This is a genomic window from Alishewanella sp. HL-SH05, assembly GCF_052655985.1.
Genome location: NZ_CP199753.1, coordinates 2531249 through 2554091 on the forward strand (window position 1 = coordinate 2531249; position 22843 = coordinate 2554091).

Annotated in this window: 20 protein-coding genes and 1 pseudogene; 5 read left to right on the plus strand and 16 right to left on the minus strand. The window is 46.9% G+C overall.

Going from position 1 to position 22843, the window contains the following annotated elements; translation table 11 throughout:
• Window positions 1-63: 63 nt before the first annotated feature.
• From odhB to sdhC, 6 genes and pseudogenes are all read right to left on the minus strand, one after another.
• A pseudogene (odhB, locus tag ACUJFL_RS11580) lies at window positions 64-1254 on the minus strand (2-oxoglutarate dehydrogenase complex dihydrolipoyllysine-residue succinyltransferase); the annotation flags it as partial.
• 63 nt (window positions 1255-1317) lie between these two features.
• A complete protein-coding gene (locus ACUJFL_RS11585) occupies window positions 1318-4128 on the minus strand; it encodes a 2-oxoglutarate dehydrogenase E1 component (protein WP_226750011.1) in 2811 nt (936 codons plus the stop codon).
• 102 nt (window positions 4129-4230) lie between these two features.
• Window positions 4231-4947 (minus strand): succinate dehydrogenase iron-sulfur subunit, encoded by a 717-nt coding sequence (locus ACUJFL_RS11590; RefSeq protein ID WP_226750012.1) that lies wholly within the window; start codon window positions 4945-4947, stop codon window positions 4231-4233.
• A 13-nt stretch (window positions 4948-4960) separates the two neighbouring features.
• Window positions 4961-6733: a succinate dehydrogenase flavoprotein subunit gene (gene sdhA / locus ACUJFL_RS11595; RefSeq protein WP_445427567.1), complete on the minus strand. Its 1773-nt coding sequence runs from the start codon at window positions 6731-6733 to the stop codon at window positions 4961-4963.
• Window positions 6734-7081, minus strand: a complete 348-nt coding sequence (gene sdhD, locus ACUJFL_RS11600; RefSeq protein ID WP_226750014.1) for a succinate dehydrogenase, hydrophobic membrane anchor protein — start codon at window positions 7079-7081, stop codon at window positions 6734-6736.
• Window positions 7072-7449, minus strand: a complete 378-nt coding sequence (gene sdhC, locus ACUJFL_RS11605) for a succinate dehydrogenase, cytochrome b556 subunit (protein ID WP_226750015.1) — start codon at window positions 7447-7449, stop codon at window positions 7072-7074. Before sdhC ends, sdhD begins: the two co-directional genes overlap by 10 nt.
• Window positions 7450-7815: 366 nt before the next feature.
• On the opposite strand from sdhC, the gene gltA reads away from it, so the two are divergent.
• The 3 genes from gltA (at window position 7816) to ACUJFL_RS11620 (ending at window position 11009) form a co-directional block, all read left to right on the plus strand.
• The gene (gene gltA, locus ACUJFL_RS11610; protein WP_226750016.1) at window positions 7816-9087 is read left to right on the plus strand and encodes a citrate synthase; all 1272 of its coding nucleotides are present in this window, start codon (window positions 7816-7818) and stop codon (window positions 9085-9087) included.
• A gap of 258 nt (window positions 9088-9345) precedes the next feature.
• On the plus strand, window positions 9346-10563 hold the full coding sequence (locus tag ACUJFL_RS11615; protein ID WP_445427568.1) for an aminotransferase class V-fold PLP-dependent enzyme: 1218 nt from the start codon (window positions 9346-9348) through the stop codon (window positions 10561-10563).
• Complete coding sequence (locus ACUJFL_RS11620) at window positions 10518-11009, plus strand: SufE family protein (RefSeq protein WP_445427569.1); 492 nt, start codon at window positions 10518-10520, stop codon at window positions 11007-11009. The genes ACUJFL_RS11615 and ACUJFL_RS11620 overlap by 46 nt, the downstream gene beginning before the upstream one ends.
• On the opposite strand, the gene tcdA is transcribed toward ACUJFL_RS11620, so the two are convergent.
• The 7 genes from tcdA to ACUJFL_RS11655 are packed head-to-tail and all read right to left on the minus strand — an operon-like array spanning window position 11006 to window position 18416.
• The gene (tcdA, locus tag ACUJFL_RS11625; RefSeq protein WP_445427570.1) at window positions 11006-11791 is read right to left on the minus strand and encodes a tRNA cyclic N6-threonylcarbamoyladenosine(37) synthase TcdA; all 786 of its coding nucleotides are present in this window, start codon (window positions 11789-11791) and stop codon (window positions 11006-11008) included. The genes ACUJFL_RS11620 and tcdA overlap by 4 nt on opposite strands.
• Before the next feature lie 11 nt (window positions 11792-11802).
• Window positions 11803-12504 carry a pseudouridine synthase gene (locus tag ACUJFL_RS11630; protein WP_226750020.1) on the minus strand — a complete coding sequence of 234 codons (702 nt, stop codon included), beginning with the start codon at window positions 12502-12504 and terminating at the stop codon, window positions 11803-11805.
• Complete coding sequence (kdsB, locus tag ACUJFL_RS11635; RefSeq protein ID WP_226750021.1) at window positions 12497-13252, minus strand: 3-deoxy-manno-octulosonate cytidylyltransferase; 756 nt, start codon at window positions 13250-13252, stop codon at window positions 12497-12499. Before kdsB ends, ACUJFL_RS11630 begins: the two co-directional genes overlap by 8 nt.
• On the minus strand, window positions 13240-13437 hold the full coding sequence (locus ACUJFL_RS11640; RefSeq protein ID WP_226750022.1) for a Trm112 family protein: 198 nt from the start codon (window positions 13435-13437) through the stop codon (window positions 13240-13242). Before ACUJFL_RS11640 ends, kdsB begins: the two co-directional genes overlap by 13 nt.
• Entirely contained in the window at window positions 13412-14410 is a 999-nt protein-coding gene (lpxK, locus tag ACUJFL_RS11645; RefSeq protein ID WP_306178326.1) for a tetraacyldisaccharide 4'-kinase, read from the minus strand. The genes ACUJFL_RS11640 and lpxK overlap by 26 nt, the downstream gene beginning before the upstream one ends.
• A complete protein-coding gene (gene msbA / locus ACUJFL_RS11650) occupies window positions 14407-16158 on the minus strand; it encodes a lipid A export permease/ATP-binding protein MsbA (protein ID WP_445427571.1) in 1752 nt (583 codons plus the stop codon). Before msbA ends, lpxK begins: the two co-directional genes overlap by 4 nt.
• A gap of 35 nt (window positions 16159-16193) precedes the next feature.
• Entirely contained in the window at window positions 16194-18416 is a 2223-nt protein-coding gene (locus ACUJFL_RS11655; protein WP_445427572.1) for a ComEC/Rec2 family competence protein, read from the minus strand.
• A gap of 25 nt (window positions 18417-18441) precedes the next feature.
• Between ACUJFL_RS11655 and ACUJFL_RS11660 the strand changes: the two genes are divergently transcribed.
• Window positions 18442-18975: a DUF2062 domain-containing protein gene (locus ACUJFL_RS11660; RefSeq protein ID WP_306178322.1), complete on the plus strand. Its 534-nt coding sequence runs from the start codon at window positions 18442-18444 to the stop codon at window positions 18973-18975.
• Window positions 18976-19042: 67 nt separating this feature from the next.
• Here ACUJFL_RS11660 and ACUJFL_RS11665 read toward each other — a convergent pair whose 3' ends face one another.
• The 3 genes from ACUJFL_RS11665 to ACUJFL_RS11675 are packed head-to-tail and all read right to left on the minus strand — an operon-like array spanning window position 19043 to window position 22150.
• On the minus strand, window positions 19043-20281 hold the full coding sequence (locus ACUJFL_RS11665; RefSeq protein ID WP_445427573.1) for a lipoprotein-releasing ABC transporter permease subunit: 1239 nt from the start codon (window positions 20279-20281) through the stop codon (window positions 19043-19045).
• Window positions 20278-20958, minus strand: coding sequence for a lipoprotein-releasing ABC transporter ATP-binding protein LolD (gene lolD / locus ACUJFL_RS11670; RefSeq protein ID WP_226750028.1), 681 nt, complete (start codon window positions 20956-20958; stop codon window positions 20278-20280). Before lolD ends, ACUJFL_RS11665 begins: the two co-directional genes overlap by 4 nt.
• A complete protein-coding gene (locus tag ACUJFL_RS11675) occupies window positions 20951-22150 on the minus strand; it encodes a lipoprotein-releasing ABC transporter permease subunit (RefSeq protein WP_226750029.1) in 1200 nt (399 codons plus the stop codon). The genes lolD and ACUJFL_RS11675 overlap by 8 nt, the downstream gene beginning before the upstream one ends.
• 108 nt (window positions 22151-22258) lie before the next feature.
• Here ACUJFL_RS11675 and ACUJFL_RS11680 point away from each other — a divergent pair, with 108 nt between their 5' ends.
• Window positions 22259-22837: a PilZ domain-containing protein gene (locus tag ACUJFL_RS11680; protein WP_306178319.1), complete on the plus strand. Its 579-nt coding sequence runs from the start codon at window positions 22259-22261 to the stop codon at window positions 22835-22837.
• Window positions 22838-22843: the final 6 nt, after the last annotated feature.

Here is a 22843-nt window from a genome sequence, read left to right on the forward strand (position 1 = left end):
ACCGGTTTGATAAAAAATGCTGTTGTACCAAACAACAGCATTTTTGATACATTCAATGAAACGTTAGATGTCCAACAGAATACGCGTTGGATCTTCTAACAATTCTTTGATGGTCACTAAGAAACCTACTGACTCTTTACCATCAATGATCCGGTGATCATAAGACAGTGCCAAATACATCATAGGCAGAATTTCCATCTTACCGTCAACAACCATTACACGGTCTTGGATCTTGTGCATGCCAAGAATAGCAGATTGTGGTGGGTTGATGATCGGCGTAGACATCAAGGAACCAAAGACACCACCGTTAGTGATAGTGAAGTTACCACCCAACAGATCGTCCATAGCTAACTTGCCATCGCGACCTTTCAGGGCTAATTCTTTGATGGCTTTTTCAATTTCAGCCAGATTCATTTTATCGCAATCACGTAAGATAGGCGTGACTAAGCCACGAGGCGTAGATACTGCGATGCTAACATCGAAGTAGTTATGATAAACAATATCATCACCGTCGATCGCCGCGTTCACTTCAGGGAAACGTTTCAACGCTTCAGTAACCGCTTTGACATAGAAAGACATAAAGCCTAAACGGATACCATGACGCTTCTCAAACACATCTTGATATTGCTTGCGTAAATCCATGATAGGTTTCATGTTAACTTCGTTAAACGTGGTCAACATGGCCGTTGAATTTTTCGCTTCTAATAAACGATTTGCAATCGTTTTGCGCAGGCGAGTCATAGGAACACGTTTCTGACTGCGATCACCGGCAGCAACCACTGGCGCAGCAGCTGTAGCAGGCGCGGCAGCTTTGGCTGGGGCAGCAACAAACTTTTCAACATCTTCTTTTGTTACGCGACCGTTTTTGCCTGTGCCCTTGATTTTGCTGGCATCTAAGCCTTTTTCAGAAATCATGCGACGAACAGAGGGGCTTAACGCATCGTCACTGCTGTCATCGGCAGCAGGAGCTGCTGCGGCTTTTTCTGCCGGCGCTTCTTCTTTCTTAGCAGCCGGTGCACCACCGGCTTCCATTTTACCAATGACTTCTTCTGCCGTTACCGTTGCACCTGTGTCATGGATGATTTCGCCCATCACACCATCTGCTTGTGCAACAACTTCCAACACAACTTTGTCAGTTTCAATATCTACTAATACCTGATCACGGCTAACGGCTTCACCAGTTTTTACGTGCCAGGTGGCGATGGTTGCATCTGCAACAGATTCCGGAAGTACGGGTACTTTAATTTCCACTTTTTCACCTTTAACGGTTGGTCTATATCAGTTATCACAGCCTGCAGCATGCAGGCTGGAAAATCATTATTTAACGGTTAGCGCGTCATTAACGAGAGCTTGTTGCTGCTTGTTATGCACAGACAAGTAACCTACTGCAGGTGAAGACGACGCTTCACGACCGGCATAATTCAGGTAACCCGTTTTTGGAATTGCAGCACGGAAGTGATGCTGACTACAGTACCAAGCACCTTGGTTTTGTGGCTCTTCTTGACACCAAACAAAATCAGTTACATGTTGGTACTGGCTTAATACTTCGGCCATTTCCTCATGTGGGAAAGGATAAAGTTGTTCAACCCGCACGATAGCCACATCGGTTTGCTCGCGCTTACGACGCTCTTCAAGCAATTCGTAATACACTTTACCGCTACAGAACACGACACGTTTCACCGCTTTTGCATCAAGTTCGTCAATTTCACCAATCACGTTATGGAAGGTACCCGAGGCAAGTTCTTCTAACGAAGAAGTCGCTAATGGGTGACGTAACAATGATTTTGGAGACATTACGATCAATGGACGACGCATTGGCCGCACCATTTGACGACGTAACATGTTGAAAACTTGCGCAGGGGTTGTTGGCACACACACTTGCATGTTGTGATCAGCACACAGCTGTAAGAAACGTTCCAGACGAGCAGACGAGTGCTCAGGGCCTTGCCCCTCATAGCCGTGCGGTAACAATAAAGTTAGACCGCATAAACGACCCCACTTTTGCTCGCCAGAACTTAAGAATTGGTCAATAACCACTTGGGCTCCGTTGGCGAAGTCACCAAATTGACCTTCCCAAATAACCATAGCCCGTGGCTCTGCTGTCGCATAACCGTATTCAAACGCTAAAACGGCTTCTTCAGATAAGGCCGAGTCGAAAACTTCAAACTTACCCTGCTGTTCACTGATTTTCTCTAACGGCGTATAGGTTGAACCATCCGTTTGATTATGCAGTACAGCATGGCGATGGAAAAAGGTACCGCGACCAGAGTCTTGACCAACAATACGGATACGGCTTCCTTCACCAACCACCGAGGCGTAAGCTAAGATTTCAGCAAAACCCCAGTCAATTTTCTTCTCACCTTTTAACATCAATGCACGGTCTTCATAGACACGACCAACCTGACGTTGTAACACATGCGTTGCGGGCACCTGTATGGCTTTTTCACCTAACGCTTTGAGTTCTTCAAGCTTTAGACTGGCGTCATAATGGGTATCCCAGTCTTTACCAATAAAGGGGGTCCAATCTACTGAAGAAGGTGCCATCGGTTGCCATTCTTCAACAACACAATCGCCTTTGTCTAAAGCATCCCGGTAACCGTCAATTAATGCTTTCACTTCGTCAGCAGTAATAACCCCTTCTTGCACCAACTTCTCAGCGTAAATTTCCCGCGGCGTTGGGTGCTTTTTGATCTTCTGATACATCAGAGGTTGCGTTGCATTTGGCTCATCGGCTTCGTTATGGCCATTACGGCGATAACAGAATAAATCGATGACCACATCACGCTTAAAGGTATTACGATAATCAACCGCTAATTGGGCAATCATCACTACCGCTTCAGGATCATCACCGTTCACGTGAAAAATGGGCGCCTGTACCATTTTAGCAATGTCGGTACAGTAAGGGGTTGAGCGCGTATCTTCAGGGTTTGACGTAGTAAAACCCACTTGGTTGTTAATGACCAAGCGGATGGTGCCACCGACTTTGAATGCACGCGTTTGCGAGATGTTGAAGGTTTCAGCAACTACACCCTGACCGGCGAAAGCTGAGTCACCATGAATGGTAATAGGCAGTGCTAGCGAGCCGTCGGTACAACCGCGGCGATCTAAACGGGCACGCACAGAGCCTAAAACAACAGGGTTAACAATTTCTAAATGTGATGGGTTAAAGGCCAGTGCTAAATGCACATTACCGCCTTTGGTGGCAAAGTCAGATGAGAAACCCATATGGTATTTCACATCGCCAGCACCCACTACTTCGTATTTACCGGCAAATTCATCAAATAACTTCGAAGGATTCTTACCCAGTACGTTGATCAAGGTATTCAGACGACCACGGTGCGCCATACCAATCACTGAATCTTTGGCGCCTTGCTCACCGGCACGGTGGATCATGGCTTTCAGTAATGGGATCATCGCATCGCCGCCTTCAAGACCAAAGCGCTTAGCACCTGGGAATTTTGAGCTTAAATACTTTTCCAGACCATCAGCCGCGATTAATCCTTTCAGGATACCCAGCTTAGTGTCTTTATCAAAACGAGGCTGAGATTGCACACTTTCTAAGCGCTGTTGGATCCAACGTTTCTCATCGGTTGAGACAATATGCATATACTCAGCACCAATAGAACCGCAGTAAGTGCGCTCCAGTGCTTTGTGCAAATCGCCCAATTTCATTGTTTCTTGACCAGAAGCAAATGATCCAATGTTGAACTCAGTTTCGTAATCAGCTTCAGACAGATCGTGAAACGACAATTCAAGGTCACGTACCCGAGGTTGTTTCCACAGGTTTAACGGATCCAAGTTGGCGTGTTGATGGCCACGGAAGCGATAAGAGTTGATTAATTGCAGTACTTTAACCTGACGGTTGTCAGCACCAGAACCAGAGTTTACCACCACAACTTCACGATGTTTGTTGCGGGCCAACTCAGCGAAATGTTCACGAACATCGCTATGTCGGGTTTCAAGCTCGACCCCATCGATCTTTGGTAACTGGGCAAAAAACTCACGCCATTCGTCACCAACACTGGTGGGCTCTGCTAGGTAGGATTCATAGAGTTCATCCACATAGGCCATGTTACCACCGCCAAGATGTGAAGACTCTAACCACGCCTTCATTACACCTTCGTGCATTTAGTTTCCCTTATTTTTGAGCACCTGGAAAAAGTAGCAAAAAAACTGCCACCCCGCTAAGTGGATGGACAGTTTTCAATTAAATCACTAAAAAAGGGCGCATTACAGCGCCCGGTTTAACAACATCGACTTAATCTGGCCGATTGCCTTAGTCGGGTTTAACCCTTTCGGACAAACGCTTACGCAGTTCATAATACCATGACAACGGAATACGCTGAAAGCGTCATCTAAGTCATTTAACCGTTGTTCGGTTGCAGTATCACGGCTGTCTGCCAAGAAACGATAAGCATGTAATAAACCCGCTGGACCGATAAATTTATCAGGATTCCACCAGAACGAAGGACACGATGTTGAACAACATGCACAAAGAATACACTCGTACAAGCCATCTAACTTAGCGCGTTCTTCCGGCGTTTGCAAAAATTCACCGGCTGGCGGCAAGCCATCGTTGATCAAATACGGCTTCACTTTCTCGTATTGCGTATAGAACTGGCTCATATCGATAACCAGATCGCGAATGACTGGTAAACCAGGTAATGGACGCACCACGATTTTACCGCCTTTCAAACCCACTGCAGATAGCGGTGTAATACAAGCCAAACCGTTTTTGCCATTCATGTTCACGCCATCTGAACCACAAACACCCTCACGGCAGCTGCGGCGGAAAGATAACGTTGGATCTTGCTCTTTCAATTTGACCAGTGCATCAAGCACCATCATATCCCGGCCATCCGGGTTGTCTAAAGTATAATCCTGCATGCGCGGCGCTTGGTCGACATCAGGGTTGTAACGATAGATCGAAAAAACTAATTTCTGCATCGCTGTAGCCCTCTTAGTACTTACGTGCTTTCGGTGGGAAAGCTTCACGGAACTTCGGTTCCAGATTCACTTTACGCTTAAACATTGACTCAGTGTCTGGAGTATAAACACTGTGACACAACCAGTTCTCGTCATCACGATCTGGGAAGTCGAAACGTGCATGAGCACCACGGCTTTCAGTACGGAAGTTTGCAGCAACAGCAGTAGAGAATGCGGTTTCCATTAAGTTATCTAACTCTAAACACTCGATACGCTGGGTGTTGAAGTCAGAGCTCTTATCATCTAAACGAGCAAACTGCAGACGTTCACGAATTTCTTTTAACTGCTGTAAACCTTCGGCCATTGCTTCACCTTCACGGAACACCGAGAAATTAAGCTGCATACATTTTTGCAGGTCTTTCTTAATTTGTACCGGATCTTCACCCTGGCCAGGCTTGCTCTCTTCCCAACGGCGTGTGCGTGCTAAGGCCGCATCAATGTCAGATTGAGTGGCATCACGAGCTTGCGCGGTTGCGGCTAAAGCTTCACCAAGGTGTAAACCTGTTGCACGACCAAATACCACTAAGTCTAACAATGAGTTACCACCTAAACGGTTTGCACCGTGCACGGATACACAAGCAATCTCACCACAAGCAAATAAACCAGCAACAACAGATTCTGTACCATCGGCTTTCGGTGTAATGACCTGACCGTGGACGTTAGTTGGAATACCACCCATCATATAGTGACAAGTAGGAATAACCGGGATGGGCTCTTTAACCGGGTCAACGTGCGCAAAAGTACGTGATAATTCACAAATACCAGGTAAGCGGCTTTCTAAAACTTCAGCACCTAAGTGATCCAGTTTTAGTTTAATGTGAACACCCCATGGGCCCTCACAGCCACGACCTTCGCGGATTTCTGTCATCATGGCACGAGCCACAACGTCACGACCAGCTAAGTCTTTCGCGTTTGGCGCATAACGTTCCATGAAACGTTCGCCATCTTTGTTTAATAAGTAACCACCTTCACCACGACAACCTTCGGTTACCAAGGTACCTGCACCTGCGATGCCTGTTGGGTGGAACTGCCACATTTCCATATCTTGTAAAGGCACACCCGCACGTAAAGCCATACCGACACCGTCACCGGTGTTGATGTGTGCGTTAGTGGTTGAAGCGTAAATACGACCTGCACCACCGGTAGCCAGTACCGTGGCTTTGGCTTTGAAATAAACGATTTCGCCAGATTCAATATCAATAGCAGTACAACCGACAATGGCGCCATCTTGGTTTTTCACCAAATCTAGGGCATACCATTCAGAGAAAACTTGAGTACGGTTTTTAACGTTTTGTTGATAAAGCAGGTGTAACAAGGCGTGACCAGTTCGGTCAGCAGCAGCGGCAGTACGGGCAGCTTGCTCACCACCGAAGTTCTTCGATTGACCACCAAATGGGCGCTGATAAACGCGGCCAGCTTCAGTACGAGAGAACGGTAAGCCCATGTTCTCTAATTCAGTGATCGCTTCTGGACCCGTTTTACACATGTATTCAATCGCGTCTTGGTCACCGATATAATCCGACCCTTTTACGGTGTCGAACATGTGCCATTCCCAGTTATCTTCATGGCTATTACCCAGCGCTACCGTAATACCGCCTTGCGCCGACACCGTGTGTGAACGCGTAGGAAAAACTTTTGATAACAATGCACAGGTTAAACCTGATTGGGTGATTTGTAGCGCTGCGCGCATACCGGCACCACCGGCTCCAATGACGATCGCGTCAAATTCTCTTACTGGAATATTCACTTAAGCACCCCACAACACAAATAAACCCACTGCCACGTAGCTAAAGGCAATTACGTACAGGACAAACTGTAAAGCGGCGCGTAACTTGGCACACTTTACGTAGTCGGTTAATACCTGCCATAAGCCAATACGGGTATGAATGGCAATCGAGATCAACGCTAACAAGGTATACACCTTCATTAACACGTTACTGAACAGGCCATGCCATATCTCGAAAGTCACTTCTGGAGTGAAAAGAAAAAAACCTAAAATGAAAAGTGCGTATGTCGCTAGGACAACAGCAGTTGCTCTTAATGATACGTAATCCTGAACACCATCGCGTTTCAGGCTTGCCTGATTTAGAACCATAACCATACCCCCGCTAAAACAGCTAATATAATCCATAACACCATAGTGATGTTGGCGCTGGCGTTACCTGAGTCGAGTTCCTCCCAGTAGCCTTGGTCCATGATCATGTGGCGGATACCGCCTAGCAGGTGGTAAATAAGTACCGTGATAGTGCCCCATGCGATAAACTTCGCAAAATGTGAGTTTAGCAAGGACTTCACGTAGTCAAAGCTTTCTGCACTTTGCAATGAAACCGCCCATGCCCAAATAACAAAAAGCAGTGCGAAAAACATTGCAACACCGGTAACCCGATGCAGAATAGAAGCTTTGGCAGTCGCAGGTAGAGAGATAGTTGTTAAATCAAGATTTATTGGTCTTTGCTTTTTCACAGTGTCTTGCCTATCGATGCCCGTGTAGAGCGTAGTTGTCATTATTGTCGCTGCAAAAAACAGCCACATCCCGAAGCAGATATACTCTTTTTCTATAAAGCTGGTTCAGCAAAAAGGTTCTGGTAAGGTGAACTGTTTTTACGCCGCAAATAGTATATATTTCATGACACGCTATTACAATTTTTGTTTGGTTTTTAACGGAAAAATCCGTTGCACAAAACTTTACAGCTTTTTAGCGGTACGGCAATACGACTAGAGTCGAATACTTATTAATTGATTACCCTTTAGAATTGACTTTCAGGTGCGGTTTGCGAGTAGAATACCCCTAACCCTAATATCCGATAATAAAACAGTAGGAGAAATCCAATGGCAGATAAAAAAGCCGTCGTTCAGATTGATGGTAAAACCTTTGAGTTACCGATCTACTCTGGTACGGCAGGCACTGACGTGATTGACGTTCGTACACTAGGTCAACAGGGCTATTTCACGTTTGACCCGGGCTTTATGTCTACCGGCTCCTGTGAATCGAAAATCACATACATCGATGGCGACAACGGCATTTTGTTACACCGCGGTTACCCAATAGAGCAACTCGCTGATAAATCAGACTATTTAGAGACTTGCTACCTGTTATTAGAAGGCGAATTACCCACAAAAGAGCAGTATGATAACTTCGTTAAAACCATTACTCGTCACACGATGGTTCACGAAAAAATCGCCGCATTTTTCCAAGGTTTCCGTGTAGATGCACACCCAATGGCGATGCTGTGTGGTGTGGTTGGCGCGATGTCATCGTTTTATCACTCTGATTTAGACATCAACGATCCGCAACAACGTACCCGTAGCGCTCATCGTTTGATTGCTAAATTACCAACAATTGCCGCGATGGCGTATAAATATACTGCCGGTCAGCCATTCGTTTATCCACGTAATGAACTGAGCTACTCAGAAAACTTCTTACACATGATGTTCTCTGTACCCGCTGAAGACTACAAAGTTAGCCCAGTATTAGCCAAAGCAATGGATCGGATTTTCATGTTACACGCCGATCATGAGCAAAATGCTTCTACTTCAACTGTCCGTTTAGCTGGTTCATCAGGTGCGAATCCTTATGCATGTATCGCGGCAGGTATTGCCTCTTTATGGGGGCCTGCACATGGTGGTGCCAACGAAGCCTGTTTAAAAATGTTACAACAAATTGGTTCTGTTGACCGTATTCCTGAATTTGTAGCTAAAGCCAAAGACAAAAATGATTCTTTCCGTTTAATGGGTTTTGGTCACCGCGTTTATAAAAACTTTGACCCACGTGCCAAAGTTATGCGTGATACCTGTCATGAAGTATTAACCGAACTGAACATTAAAGATCCACTATTAGATGTCGCCATGGAATTAGAGCGCATTGCGTTATCTGACCCGTACTTCATCGAGAAGAAACTGTATCCTAACGTTGACTTCTACTCAGGCATCATCTTAAAAGCTATTGGTATTCCTACCAGTATGTTTACGGTGATCTTTGCGATGTCACGTACAGTGGGTTGGATCTCACACTGGGACGAGATGTTAGCAGACAAAGGCCACAAAATCGGTCGTCCACGTCAGCTATACACTGGCCATGCCGCGCGCGATTACAAAAAGTAATTTGCTCTGGCAAGCAGCAACTTAAAAGCGGCCATTGGCCGCTTTTTTCGTTTTTAGCGCAGTCAATTGGCTCATCATTGCAAAGTAATCTCGGCTACTTTAATACTTTTACCTTAGCCTCATGCAGCAAAAACCAGCTGAAATCACCAATACGCCTGAGTAATGACGCTTTTATTAGGCTCATTAAAAGGTGCTTCTCGCTAAAAGGGGTGGCTTTAGGCATAATAGTCGCCTTGTTTTTGTCTTGAGCTTCCCGACATGTCTGTGTTTGATGCCGCCGCTTTTCGTCAACAGTTCCCTTTTTTTCGTGAGCAACCCACTTGGATCTACCTTGATAACGCAGCAACTACACACAAACCTCAGGTCGTCATTGATAGCCTGGTAAAGTTCTATCAGCATGACAATAGCAATGTGCATCGCGGAACGCATCAGTTAAGCCAACAGGCAACAAGCCAATTTGAAGAGGCAAGACGCACGGTACAGCAGTTTATTAATGCCGCCGAGCCTGCCGAAATTGTCTTTACCAGTGGTACCACAGCGGCGTTTAACCAATTAGCCTTTGGCTTAATGCATTCCATATTGCAAGCCGGTGATCGTATTTTAATCTCGGCCTTAGAACATCACGCGAATATCGTACCTTGGCAACTGCATTGTCAACAGCATGGGGTTATCATCGATGTGATCCCATTAACCGTTGACAGACAACTTGATCAAGCCGCCTATCAAACACTGTTAGAGCGCAAGCCAAAAATTGTCAGTCTTACCCAAGTATCTAATGCACTTGGCAATGTTTTACCTTTAGCACAGATGTTAAGCGACGCAAAAGCAGCCGGTGCTATCACCATAGTCGATGGCGCTCAAGGCATCGCTTGGCAACGACCCGATGTACAAAAATTGCCTGCCGACTTTTACTGTTTCTCAGCGCATAAGTTATATGGGCCAACCGGGATCGGAGTATTGTATGGCAAGCGAGCATTCTTAGAACGACTGACACCGTTACATGGCGGCGGTGAAATGATTGAGCATGTTAGCTTTAGTGGCAGTCGCTTTAACAGCTTACCCGCCCGTTTAGAAGCGGGTACCCCGCACATTGCGGGCGCGCAGGGCCTTGCTCAGGCCATTAAATTTATTAGTGGGTTTGACGCTCAACAAATAAACAGTTATAAAGGCCTGTTATTAAAGGCTTTTCATAATGGCTTACAGCATATCCCTGGCATTAAATTGTTATCGTCTCGCCACGATAATGCCGGTATTGTGACCTTGAACATTCAAGGTGAACACCCTGCCGATGTCGCGACATTGCTGAACGAACAACACATTGCTGTGCGCGCGGGCAGTCATTGTGCTATGCCCTTATTTGAACAATTAGCCGCGCCAGGCGCGCTGCGTTTCGCATTTGCACCTTATAATCAGTTAACCGAAGTTGAGCAATGTTTAGCAGCATTGGCTCAGGCAGTGGAGATCCTTACGGTATGACCATGGCACAACTTATTACGGATACTGCGACAGCCCTTACGGCTATCCGGCAACAGGATTTGCCACAGTTACAACAACCTCAAGATTGGCAAAGTAAGTATCGTTTATTGATGCAGTTAGGTAAAAAATTACCGCCGATCCCAGAAAAAATGCGCCAAAATGAGTGGCTAGTTAAAGGCTGCGAAAGTCGGGCTTGGCTACTGCACTACTATGATAGCCGCACCGAACAACACTTTTTTGTGTTAGACAGCGATGCCCGCATCGTCAAAGGGTTACTGGCTATCATGTTATGCTTTGTTAATGGCCTGACGCGGCAAGAAATCTCTACACTAGATTTACAACGCAGCTTTGATAGTTTGAATTTGAAACCCTATTTAAGCCAATCGCGAGGCAATGGCTTAAATGCGATGGTCAATCGAATAAAAGACGTGGTCGCCGCCCATTAAACGGCGGCTTTTTGCTGCAGCTTGATTAAAATTCGCGACACGGCGGCCAAACCAAAGGTTGCCGTAACCACCATAGCGGCGCCAAAACCGCCACTACAATCTAAGCGCATACTGCCTGTGTTGTCGGGTTTTTGTTGGCAAATACTGCCGTCGGCTTGTGGATAACGTAATTGTTCAGTAGAAAATACACAATCCACACCAAAACGCCGTTTGGGATTACGGGTAAACTGATGATCGCGCCTGAGCATATTGCGTACTTTCGCCAACAACGGGTCATTAAACGCTAAGGTTAAATCAGCCAATTGAATTTGCGTTGGATCCAATTGCCCACCGGCCCCACCGGTTGTGATCAGTGGCATTTTATTGCGTTTGCACCAGGCAATTAATGCGACCTTTGCTTTAACAGCATCAATCGCATCTAACACATAGTCTGCGTTAGCTGGTAATAGACTCGCTAAGTTATCCGGGGCAATAAAATCCGCGACTTGATTCAATTTACACTCTGGATTAATTTGTAAAATCCGCTCAGCCATCACAGCCACTTTGTCTTGGCCGACCGTGTCGGTCAGCGCATGTGCTTGCCGATTGATATTACTCACACAGACATCATCTAAATCGATTAGCGTTAACTCACCGATCCCTGAGCGCGCTAAAGCTTCACAAGCCCAGCTTCCGACGCCACCAATACCGATCACCACCACATGTGATCGCTGAAATTTTGCTAAGGCCTGCTGACCATATAAACGCGCAATGCCAGCAAAACGCGTATTAAAATCTGACATACTTCTTCCTGTTAACGCTCAAACGGCAAGCTAGGTGCCGCGGGCCAAGCATATTGCCATGGTGTTAGCCACGATCCCGGTAATCCGTGATGCACTAACGCCAGAAACTGCTCACCGCTGTCGGGTAATAATTGATATTGATACTCTGTGCCAGCAAAATGAAACGCCAAGGCATAGGCATGCAGATAAACGCGGTCGGCCTCTGCAGCACCATATAAGCTATCGCCTAGGATAGGCGCCCCCTGACTTTTTAACGCCACGCGTAATTGATGTGTTTTACCGGTATAAGGCCGCAGCAAATAAGCGCGAAACGGTAAGTTTTCAAAGCCCTGGCTAACAAAATACGTGACCGCTAAAGCCTGTTGTGCTGAGGTTAACTTCCAACCGCCGCGTCGGCCAGGCTGCATGGCACCTTTCACCCAACCTTGTTTTTTGTTAGGCCGTGCTGCACTTAACGCCAAGTAACATTTCTGGATTTGCCGACGACTAAATAATTGGGTAAATTCTGCGGCTGCAACAGTATTGCGCGCCAATAGCAATAAACCCGAGGTGACTTTATCTAATCGATGCACCGCAAACAGCTTTTCGCCTAACTGTTGCTCGGCAATGGCCACTACCCCCGGCCCCTCTTCCGAATGAAAGCTTAAGCCTGCGGGTTTATTAATAACCACAAAATCTGCGGTACTATCGACGATAGTCAGCGATTTAAACATGTTGTTGCGTGGCAAAAGCAATGGCTCGCGCCAGATCTTCTGCGGTATCAACGCCAACCGCCGGCGTTTCTATGGCTGTCGCCACATGAATGGCTTCCCCCTGCCACAGCACTCGTAACTGCTCCAACGCTTCAATTTGTTCCAGGGTTGATGTTGGCCACGCCACGTAATCGGCAATAAAACCCGCACGATACGCATATAAGCCAATATGCCGCCGATAGTGTGTTGCAAGGGCATCACGGTAACGTTCGTCCCGGTCAAACGGAATGGCTGAACGACTAAAATATAAGGCGTAACCAGCATGATCGGTTACCACTTTCACCACATTCGGATTTTTCAGCTCAGCAAGATCATGCAGCGGCACGGCTAAAGTGGCCATCCGAGCTTTTTGTTGCAGCGCTAAATTCTCTGCTACCTGACGAATAATTTGCGGTGGGATAAAAGGCTCATCGCCCTGCACATTCACCACGATATCATCTGCAGCTAAACCTAATTGAGTGACCACTTCGGCCAAGCGTTCCGTACCAGAATTATGACTGGCCGCCGTCATGCATACTTCACCGCCAAACTCGTGCACTGCAGCGGCAACCCGCTGGTCATCGGTCGCAACCAGCACGCGCTCGGCACCGCTTTGTATCGCTTGTCGATACACACGCTCAATCATGCTTTGACCTGCAATATCCGCTAACGGCTTACCCGGTAAGCGAGAGCTGGCGTAGCGAGCAGGAATAACGACTATGAACGCCATTTTTCACACTCTTCTGAGCTTAATGGTGTTGCTTCATTCGCCAGTAACACCGGGATATTATTGCTTAAACGATAAGCCAGTTGATCAAAGGTGCAGATCAAGCGCTCGCCTGTTTTGTCATATTTTAATTTACCCTTACATACCGGGCAGGCCAAAATATCAATCAATGCCAGATTCATGGCCATATTGACTCCGTAATAAGTTAAGTTTTTTGCTTAGTTGCTCAGTAAATTGGGGATCTAACCGCGCCTGAACGGCTAAATAGTACCAACCGCTTTTGGCAAAAGACCGACATTTTACCGCATCTTTTTCCGTCATTAACAGCGGGGGTGTCAAATCGGTAAAATCGTCAGGGCTAAAAGGATGGTGATCGGCAAAGAAATGCTGCCCTGCAATGTTAAAACCGGCCTCTTGCGCCGAACGAGCAAAACGTGCTGGATTGCCAATTGCCGCCACTAACTGAACCGGTGTCGACATCGCTAACGCCGGTTGCTCAGCCAAAAGGGGCCGCGCAGCAACAACGGTTAATGTCATGTGGCCATCAACACCGTCTAATGGCCCACTGTTTGCCACCGTAAAATCTACTGAGGCTAAACGAGAAGGCAACTCGCGCAAGGGGCCGGCTGGCAGTAACCAGCCATTCCCCAGACCACGCTGACCGTCAATCAGTACAATTTCTAGATCGCGCGCTAATCGATAATGCTGTAGGCCATCATCAGAGATAATAATGTCGACGTCGGGGCAACGTGACAGCAAATGTTGGCCGGCGCTAACACGATCCGGATACACGACCACTGGACAACCACTGCGCTGAGCCAATAAGAGTGGCTCATCCCCCACCTGATTTGCCATGCAGTTAGCGGTAACTAAACGTGGCGCCGTTAATTTTACGCCATAGCCCCGACTAATAATGCCTGGGGTAAAGCCTTGCTCGCGCAATAACTGGCATAACCATAACGTAAACGGCGTTTTACCCGTACCGCCAACAGTAATATTGCCGACAACAATAACCGGCACCGTTAAACGATAATGGCGTTTAATGCCTCGGCGAAATAACGTGCGGCGCAAGGTCGACAATAACCAAAACAACAGGCTAAATGGCGCCAGTAAATAACACCACCATCGACCTTGATACCAGCCACGCTCCAGTGCGGTCATTTTTCAGAGCCGAACTGTAATTTATGTAACGAAGCATAAACACCATCACGCGCTACTAATTCGGCGTGTGTGCCCTGCTCTAAAATACGACCTTGATCCATCACAATAATGCTGTCGGCATTTTCAATGGTTGATAAGCGGTGGGCAATCACAATACTGGTGCGCCCTTTTAACAGCACGTCAAGAGCAGCTTGGATCTTGCGTTCAGATTCTGTATCCAAAGCCGAGGTGGCTTCATCTAAAATCAGTACTGGCGCTTGGCGTAATAACGCGCGAGCAATGGCAATACGTTGGCGCTGGCCACCAGATAAACTGACGCCATTTTCACCAATTTGTGTATCGAGGCCCTCTGGCATCTTCTTAGCAAATTCCATCACGTGGGCTTGCTCGGCAACCGCCAATAATTGCTCGCGACTGACCGGCTCTGCCATACCGTAACAAATGTTATTGGCGATTGAATCGTTAAAAAGCATCACATGCTGAGAAACTACGGCGATTTGATGACGCAGAGAACTGCGGCTATACAATTGAATGTTTTGACCATCCACTAAAATCTCGCCCTGCTCTACCTCATAAAACCGCGGTAATAAACTGGAGATGGTGGTTTTACCACTGCCTGAACGCCCCACTAACGCCACCGTTTTACCTGCAGGCACGTGAAACGACACATCGTCGAGAACCTGCTGCTGATGGCCTGGATAGTTAAAGGTGACATGTTTAAACTCGATGTCGCCTTTGGCCTGCTTTAATTCAATGGTTCCCGTCTCCCGCTCCGCGGTTTCATCCATAACTCGAAAAATACTGGCAGCGGCGGCTAAACCGCGTTGAAACTCGCTATTTACCGTGGTTAATTGTTTTAGTGGCTTTAACAGCATGACCATCGACGTGACGATGGCAGAGAAAATACCGGCGGTTAAGGTATCAAGCATTTCCGGTTGACTGGCCATAAACACCACAAAAGCCAGAGCAAAAGAGGCGATCAGTTGGATCACACCAGAACTAATGGCCGAGGTAGCATCCATTTTCACGCCTTGTAAGCGAGTTTGATTATTCACTTCTTCAAAACGCGCATCTTCAACCGCTTGGCCACCAAAGGCTAAAATGACTTTATGCCCATTGAGCATCTGTTCAGAAGCGGTCGTTACGCCGCCCATCGCATGTTGAATTTTATGGCTTAACTTACGAAAGCGTTTCGAGACAAAGCTAACAATAACAGCGATCACAGGTGCAATTAAAAAGAAGATTAACGAGAGCTGCCAGCTATACCAAAACATCACACCAATTAAACCCAGTACCAAGGCGCCATCACGTACCAACACTATCAAGGCTTTGGTTAAAGATTGTTTGATTTGCTCTGAGTCATAGGTGATTTTAGAGATCAGCTCACCGGTAGAATGTTTATCATGAAAGCTCACCGGTAAACGCATCATATGGCTGAATAATTGCTGTCGCATGTCTTTGACAATTTGATTACCCACCCAACTAATACAATAGGTTGCGGTAAAGTGAAAAATGCCACGCAAGATAAACATCAAAATGACCACTAAAGGCGCTAGGCGTAAAAATTCAGTATCTTTTTCTTGAATGCCGCGGTCAATAAACGGCTGTACCGAGGCAATAAAACCTGCATCTACCGCTGAATACCCCACCATGCCGATAATGGCGGCGACAAAACCTAAGCGGTAGGGTTTTAAATAGCTGAGTAACCGACGATAAACCGCCGATGACGTTGTTTGCTCTGTCTGCAAAATTCTAAACCTTTTATCGTTATCATCTGGCTATTCTAGCGTGTTGAGGCAGAGGTTTCAGCTATTGCTGTCGGCTTTTCTGCCCAAGGGTAGTGTTTTTCTCTATTTTCTTGGCGAATGCGCAGTTTTTCAGCCGTAAATTCAATCTGCAAGCTGCCTTGTAACCCAGTATGATACAGCGGTAAATTCAATAAGTTAATCCGTTGTTGCACGCCAGCTTGTGGATAAGTATAAGGCCCTTGTGCGTTGGCCGCTAATAGCAATTGCCGTGGCGCTAAAGCTTGTAAAAAAGCTAATGAATTAGCGTTGGCGCGCCCATAATCTGCCAGTAAATAAATATCCGCGGTTAAATCAGCATACTGCTGCAATAATGCCCGCTCTTGAGCTTGTTGCAACTTACCTGGCAACAACAATTGCCAGCCTGCCATATCAACACTGAGCACACAGGGATCGGCTTTAGCTAACAACCAATGCCGAAAGCCAATGTCAGGATAAGCTGCAACTAATTCAGTACAGGTCTGCACTTCTGGTAATGCCGCTACCGCACTGTAAAATTTTGCCATTGGATAAGCTTGTTGAATTAACGCCAAGGCTGGCGCCATTTCTCGCTCAAGTGCCGGTATAATGACCGGCCCCAATTGCCGCAACCGTTGCTGTTGTAACAAAGGTAATACCTGCTGGCGTACCAGCCCTTCCAACTGTGTCGCAGGGGCATCTAAATATAAGATGGCGTTATGAGGTTTCTGTAATAATAATACCGTGCGCTGCCCGCTATCGATTAGCTGTAATTGCGGGTGAACATTCACCGGTAAACAGATCATTAATACCACCACAGTAAGCCATAACAGCCACAGAGAGCCCTTTACACGGCAGGCTAGCAGCATTGCTAAGGCCCCGGACAGTAAAAACGCCGTCAGGGGGGAGAGCTGAGGTAAACTCCACCAAACTGCTTGAGAGCCACTCCATTCTAACCAAATCATTAAGGGAATAAACAACCCATCGGTTAACTGCCAGAGCCATTGAACATAAGGCAAGCCCGCCAAGCTCCAACAGACCGTGATCAATAAAAACGGGATCGCGAGCAACGTACACCAAGGGACAAACAACAGATTAGAGAGAATGGATAAGACACTAACACCCGAGAAAAAAGCCATACTAATAAATGACATTAACAAGGTTAATGCTAATTGAAACCGCAACCAGTAACGTAATTTTGCCCATCGCTTTGGCGCTGCAGGGGCTAAGCACCACAGCAGTAACACAATGCAGCCTACGGCTAACATCGACAACCAAAAACTATAACTGAGTAACCACAATGGATTGGCCAGGAGCAATAATGCCAATAACAGCAACCACGCTTGAGACTTGGCTAAGGGGCGCAGTAATAATCGGCTCAGCACAAAAATAGCCAAAGCCACGGCCGCGCGTAATGTTGGGATGGTAAAACCAGCCAACCAGCCATAGCCTAAAACCGGCAACAAACTGAGTAATAAAGCCAGCTCCTCTTTAAATCGACAGGGTCTAAGGCGCAACAACCCGCTAAATAACAACAGGCTCCAACCATAGACCAAGCCAAGGTGTAAACCCGAGATAGTTAAAATATGTCCCAAGCCACTGTGCCGGATCCCTTGCCACAATTGCGCATCAAATTGTCGCTCTGCTACAGTTAACGCTAACAGCAATGGTGCACTGCTAAGGGATGCAGTCGACGTTTTTAGCTGGGTAATGAGGGTTTCTCTGGCTGACACAGGGGCCTGTAATAAGATAGTTGGCTGCTCTGGCAACACATATCCCTCGCCAATCACACCTTGCAATAAGGCTTGCAGCGAACGAGGCCGTGACAGTGGAGTCCAACTCTGTGCTACCGGTCGCAATTTTAATGGTAAACGCCAAAGTTGATTATTTTCGAGGCTTGGAGCTTGTCGCCAGCGCACAGAGAGCAGATACTGATTGTATGAGCTTTGCTGTAGTTGCAGTTTCACTGTTAAATCACCAATGCCGTGATCGCTCCAACTGACAATCCGCACATCGTGATAGCTGCTTGCTGAGTTTAAGAACGCATTTTGTGCCTGCCAGTATGCAGACAACTGCCAATGCCAACTGACTATAAACGCGCTGCAACCGGCTAAAAAAAACAGCCGAAAGCGGCAGCTGACTAGAAAAGCCGCTAGAAAAATATATTGAAAAAAAGCTGGCGGAAGCGGTAAAAATAACGACAATAGGCTGCCAGCTAATACACCTGTGCAAAAGTGTTGCATGTTTACTTTTCGTAAATAGGTTGTAATGCCAAAGAAGACTATTAAGAAATATTTACCATCTCCAGAAAAAATCAAGCAGATGAAGTTATTAAATCTGTTCGGTTCGATGCTGCACGATGGTAATTTATGGCACTTAAACCGCCGCTCTGCGCGCGGCGCTTTTGCTGTCGGTCTTTTTTGGGCCTGGATGCCCTTTCCTTTTCAAATGCTATTCTCGGCGCTGATGGCCGTACCCTTACGCGTTAATTTACCGTTAAGTGTGGCGTTAGTGTGGATTTCAAACCCGCTCACCATGCCGGTGATGCTGTATCTCTGTTATCTAATTGGCAGTGTGGTACTTAAAGCACCTGCCGAGCCCTTTGCTTTTGAAGCTTCGTTTGGTTGGTTGTGGCATAGCATGCAAACCATCGGTAAACCTTTACTGACCGGCTGTTTATTAATGGGCATTACCGCCAGCATTGTTGGCTATTTTGCCATTGACTGGTTATGGCGTTTATCGGTAAAGAAAGAAAAACTTGCGCGCTTGTTACGCCATAAAAATCGCCTAAAACAAAACTAAGGGTTTAATTAGTATTGCTTTAGGCAGAGAGTTACTAAAAAGCATGAATAAAACACTACGGGGGATGTTATCGTTGCCCCAGCACGTTTGCCGGTTGCACCCGACTAGCACGAAATGCCGGATACAGCGTCGATAATAAACTTAAGCCCAATGCCAACAGCACCGTAACGACCACATCCTGCCACAGCAATAACGACGGCACGTAATCTATAAAGTAGATGCTCGGATCTAATAACGATTTGCCAAGTGTCGAGGTTACAAAAGCAAAGATCGGCTCAATGTAATGTGCCAGTAACACGCCAACAACGGCCCCGCCTAAGGTGCCAACCAAACCATTTAGCCAGCCTAGCAACATAAAGGTTTTAATTAATGCCGCCGGTCGCATGCCCATGGTTAGCAAAATGGCAATATCCGATTCTTTTTCCCGCACAGCCATCACCAAGGTCGCGACAATATTAAAGCAGGCCACGGCGATCACCAGCGACAACACCAAATATAAAATGGCGCGCACCATTTGTATATCTTGATAAACATGGCCTTGGCTACGAAACCAATCGAGCAGATAGACATAATCATCCGACAACTGCCCGAGTTGCCGTGCCATGGCCGGTGCCGCAAAGATATCGTCTAAACGAAAGGCTAAACCGTGTACGGTGTCTTCTGGCATAGCTAAAAAATCGGCTAATGCATCCAAACCCAGCCACGCTTGGCTATAATCGAGTTGCCCGCCCACCCCAATAATGGCACTGACACTCAGCACTCGATTAGAATAACTGGCTAAACGACCATCATCGGTAAAACGAGGAAGCATTAATTGCACATTATCACCGACCCGCAAACCCAGTGCCGCGGCAATACCGCTGCCTAGCACAACTTGCTCTGCCGCTAATGTCTCTAGGCTGCCGCTTTGCAAGTAAGTGGCGAAGTCACTGAGTTGCTGTTCAAGTTGCAAATCAATACCACGCAGCTGTACCGCTTTAATTTGGCTCCCAGCACGCAGCATGCCGTTGGCTTTAATATAAGGTGCGCCCGCTATTACGCCTTTTACAGCGCTTAAGCGCGGTAGCTTGCTTTGCCATTGCTGTAAGTTATTTTCCACTGACTCTAATTCAACATGCGGGATCACCGCCAACAAACGCTGTTTTAGTGCCTGCTCAAAACCATTCATCACCGACAGCGCTAAAATTAAAATCGCTACGCCTAAGCCAATACCCCAGGTCGATGAAGCCGAAATAAAGCGAATAAAGCCACTGGTATGGCGAGTATTGCGATAACGTCGCGCCAGTTGCCAAACGAGAGCATTCATGGCGCAGGCTCCAAACGACCATCTGTCATCAAATAGTGTTTGTCTAAGCGAGCCGCTAGGGCACGATCGTGGGTCACCACCACAAAGCTGGTGGCAAATTCACGATTAAGCTCACGTAACAATTGATAAATAGACTCTGCGGTTTGCTGATCTAAATTACCGGTGGGCTCATCGGCTAAAATTAGAGCGGGTTTAGTCACCAATGCCCGAGCAATAGCAACGCGTTGCCGCTCGCCGCCGCTTAATTCAGACGGTTTATGGGTTAAACGATGCGCCAAGCCCACTCGGCTTAGCAAAGCGGTGGCGGCGGCATTCGCTTCGACAGGGGCTTGCCCACGGATTAGTAAGGGCATGGCCACGTTTTCAACCGCCGTAAAATCCATTAACAAATGGTGGAACTGATAAATAAAACCCAGTTTTTCATTACGCAAGCTGGCTTTTTGATTGGCGCTGAGCTTAGCAATCTGTTGTCCAGCGATCTGCACATTGCCACTGTCTGGCGTATCTAAAGTGCCTAAAATATGCAATAAGGTACTTTTGCCAGAGCCTGAACTGCCCACAATGGCCACCATTTGAGCTTTGGCAATGGTTAAATTAACCTGATGCAACACCTCGGTGACCTGCTGGCCATCACGGTAAGTTTTACAAATTTGAGAGGCTTCAAGAACATTATTCATCGCGTAATACTTCCGCCGGATTAATTTTTACCGCACGCCAAGCTGGATACAACACGGCGAGCAAGGTTAAGCCAATAGCACTAATGAAGATGGTGGCAATTTGGCTGGCATCCATTAACACAGGTAATTGAATACCGCCTGCAACTTGGAAATTGAACAGATCTAATAACGCATTAAGCTGCCAACTGACTAACACGCCAGCTATCACACCAAGCACAGCACCGAGCAACCCGTTAAATAAACCTTGTATGGCAAATACAAAAAATAGCGCGCGGTCGGTCATGCCTTGGGTTTTTAAAATCGCCACTTCTGCTTGTTTCTCGGTAACCATCATCACTAAGGCTGACACAATGTTAAAGGCCGCCACAGCGACAATCAGTAATAACATCAGCCACATCATGGCTTTTTCCATGGCCACTGCCGCAAATAATTTTCCATGGCTCTGCCGCCAATCTTGCACTGAGCCTATTTGCGTATCAGCTGATAATTGCTCAGCTAACAACGGCGCTTGAAAAGGCTCTAATAAACTGACCCGCCAACTCGGCGTGCGCTCGGCAACCGGCAATAACCGCATTAAATCTTCTTGCGCCGTGATCGCGATAACACTATCCACTTCAGAGCCGGTATCAATAATTCCAGCGACGGTAAATAAGCGCTGGCGTGGCATCCAGCCTAAGGGCGTATGGCTGCCACCTTGCGCTAATAGTACCCGAATTTGTTGCCCTAAATGCACATCCAGCTGTTCGGCTAAACCGCGGCCGAGCATGATGCTATAACGCTGCTCGCTTAATGTTTGCCAATCGCCCAGTGCTAAAGATTGTCTTAAAAACTGCGGTAACTGCTCAGGTGTTAAGCCTTGCAGCATCACGGCCGTTAATTGCCGAGGCGCTTGCACTAAGGCTTCAGTTTGCAGAAATGGGGTAATATCCAACACCTTGGCTTGTTGTTGTAAGCGTTGTTGCCAGCGGGTATCCCCCTGTGGCGCTTCCACAATAAGATGGGGCACCACGCCTAAGATGCGACGCTTTAATTCCGCCTCAAAGCCGTTCATAACCGAGCTGACAATGGTTAACGCCATCACCCCAAGTAAAATACCGGCAACAGAAAACAGGGTGATAAACGAAATAAAAGCATTACCCTTGCGACTTTGGCTATAACGTAAGCCAATAAACAGGCTGACTGGAAGGTGCATGTGAATTTTCAGGACTTTACCTAGGTTAGATGATAAATTAGCGCAAAAGTGGTGCCGATAATAGTGATAATTCGGTGCAATGACAAGCACCAACCCGGGAGAACCCAGATGAGCTCTGAACTGGATAGCCTAGCCGAAGATTTTCAACAGTATTTCAAAGTTGAGCATCGCATTGCCATTAATGTGGTACCACTGAGTACGCCTCTGCCAAGCGAAGCAGACTTTACGGCGGCCATCCCCGAGCCTTTTTTGTTAGCCGGGAATGTGGGCCAACTGAATATGAATGCACTGCGCTCGTTACAACGCGTCGGTGAATTAGCCGAAGAGTTAGCGAACTACTTGCAACAGCAAGCAAAAAAGCTCGATTTGCTGCTGCATTACGTTTTACAACAACAAGATGTTGCGGCGTATCGCCATCATACGCAAAGCTACGGTGGTGCTGGCCTCACCTTTAAGACTGATAGCGCCATGCCAGCACTGCAAGCAGTTGAAGTGAAGTTATTTCTTGCTGACAATGCTGGGGCGGTTTTTTGTTTTGGTCAAGTATTAAGCGCTGAACAAACCACAGATGGCTATCTGATCAAAGTGGTGTTTAAACTGATCCGTGATGAAGATCGCGAATTGCTGGTGCGCGCCAGTTTGCAGCAGCAAGCCCGACAATTAAAATTAAAAGCGGAGCAGCGCTGAACTAGC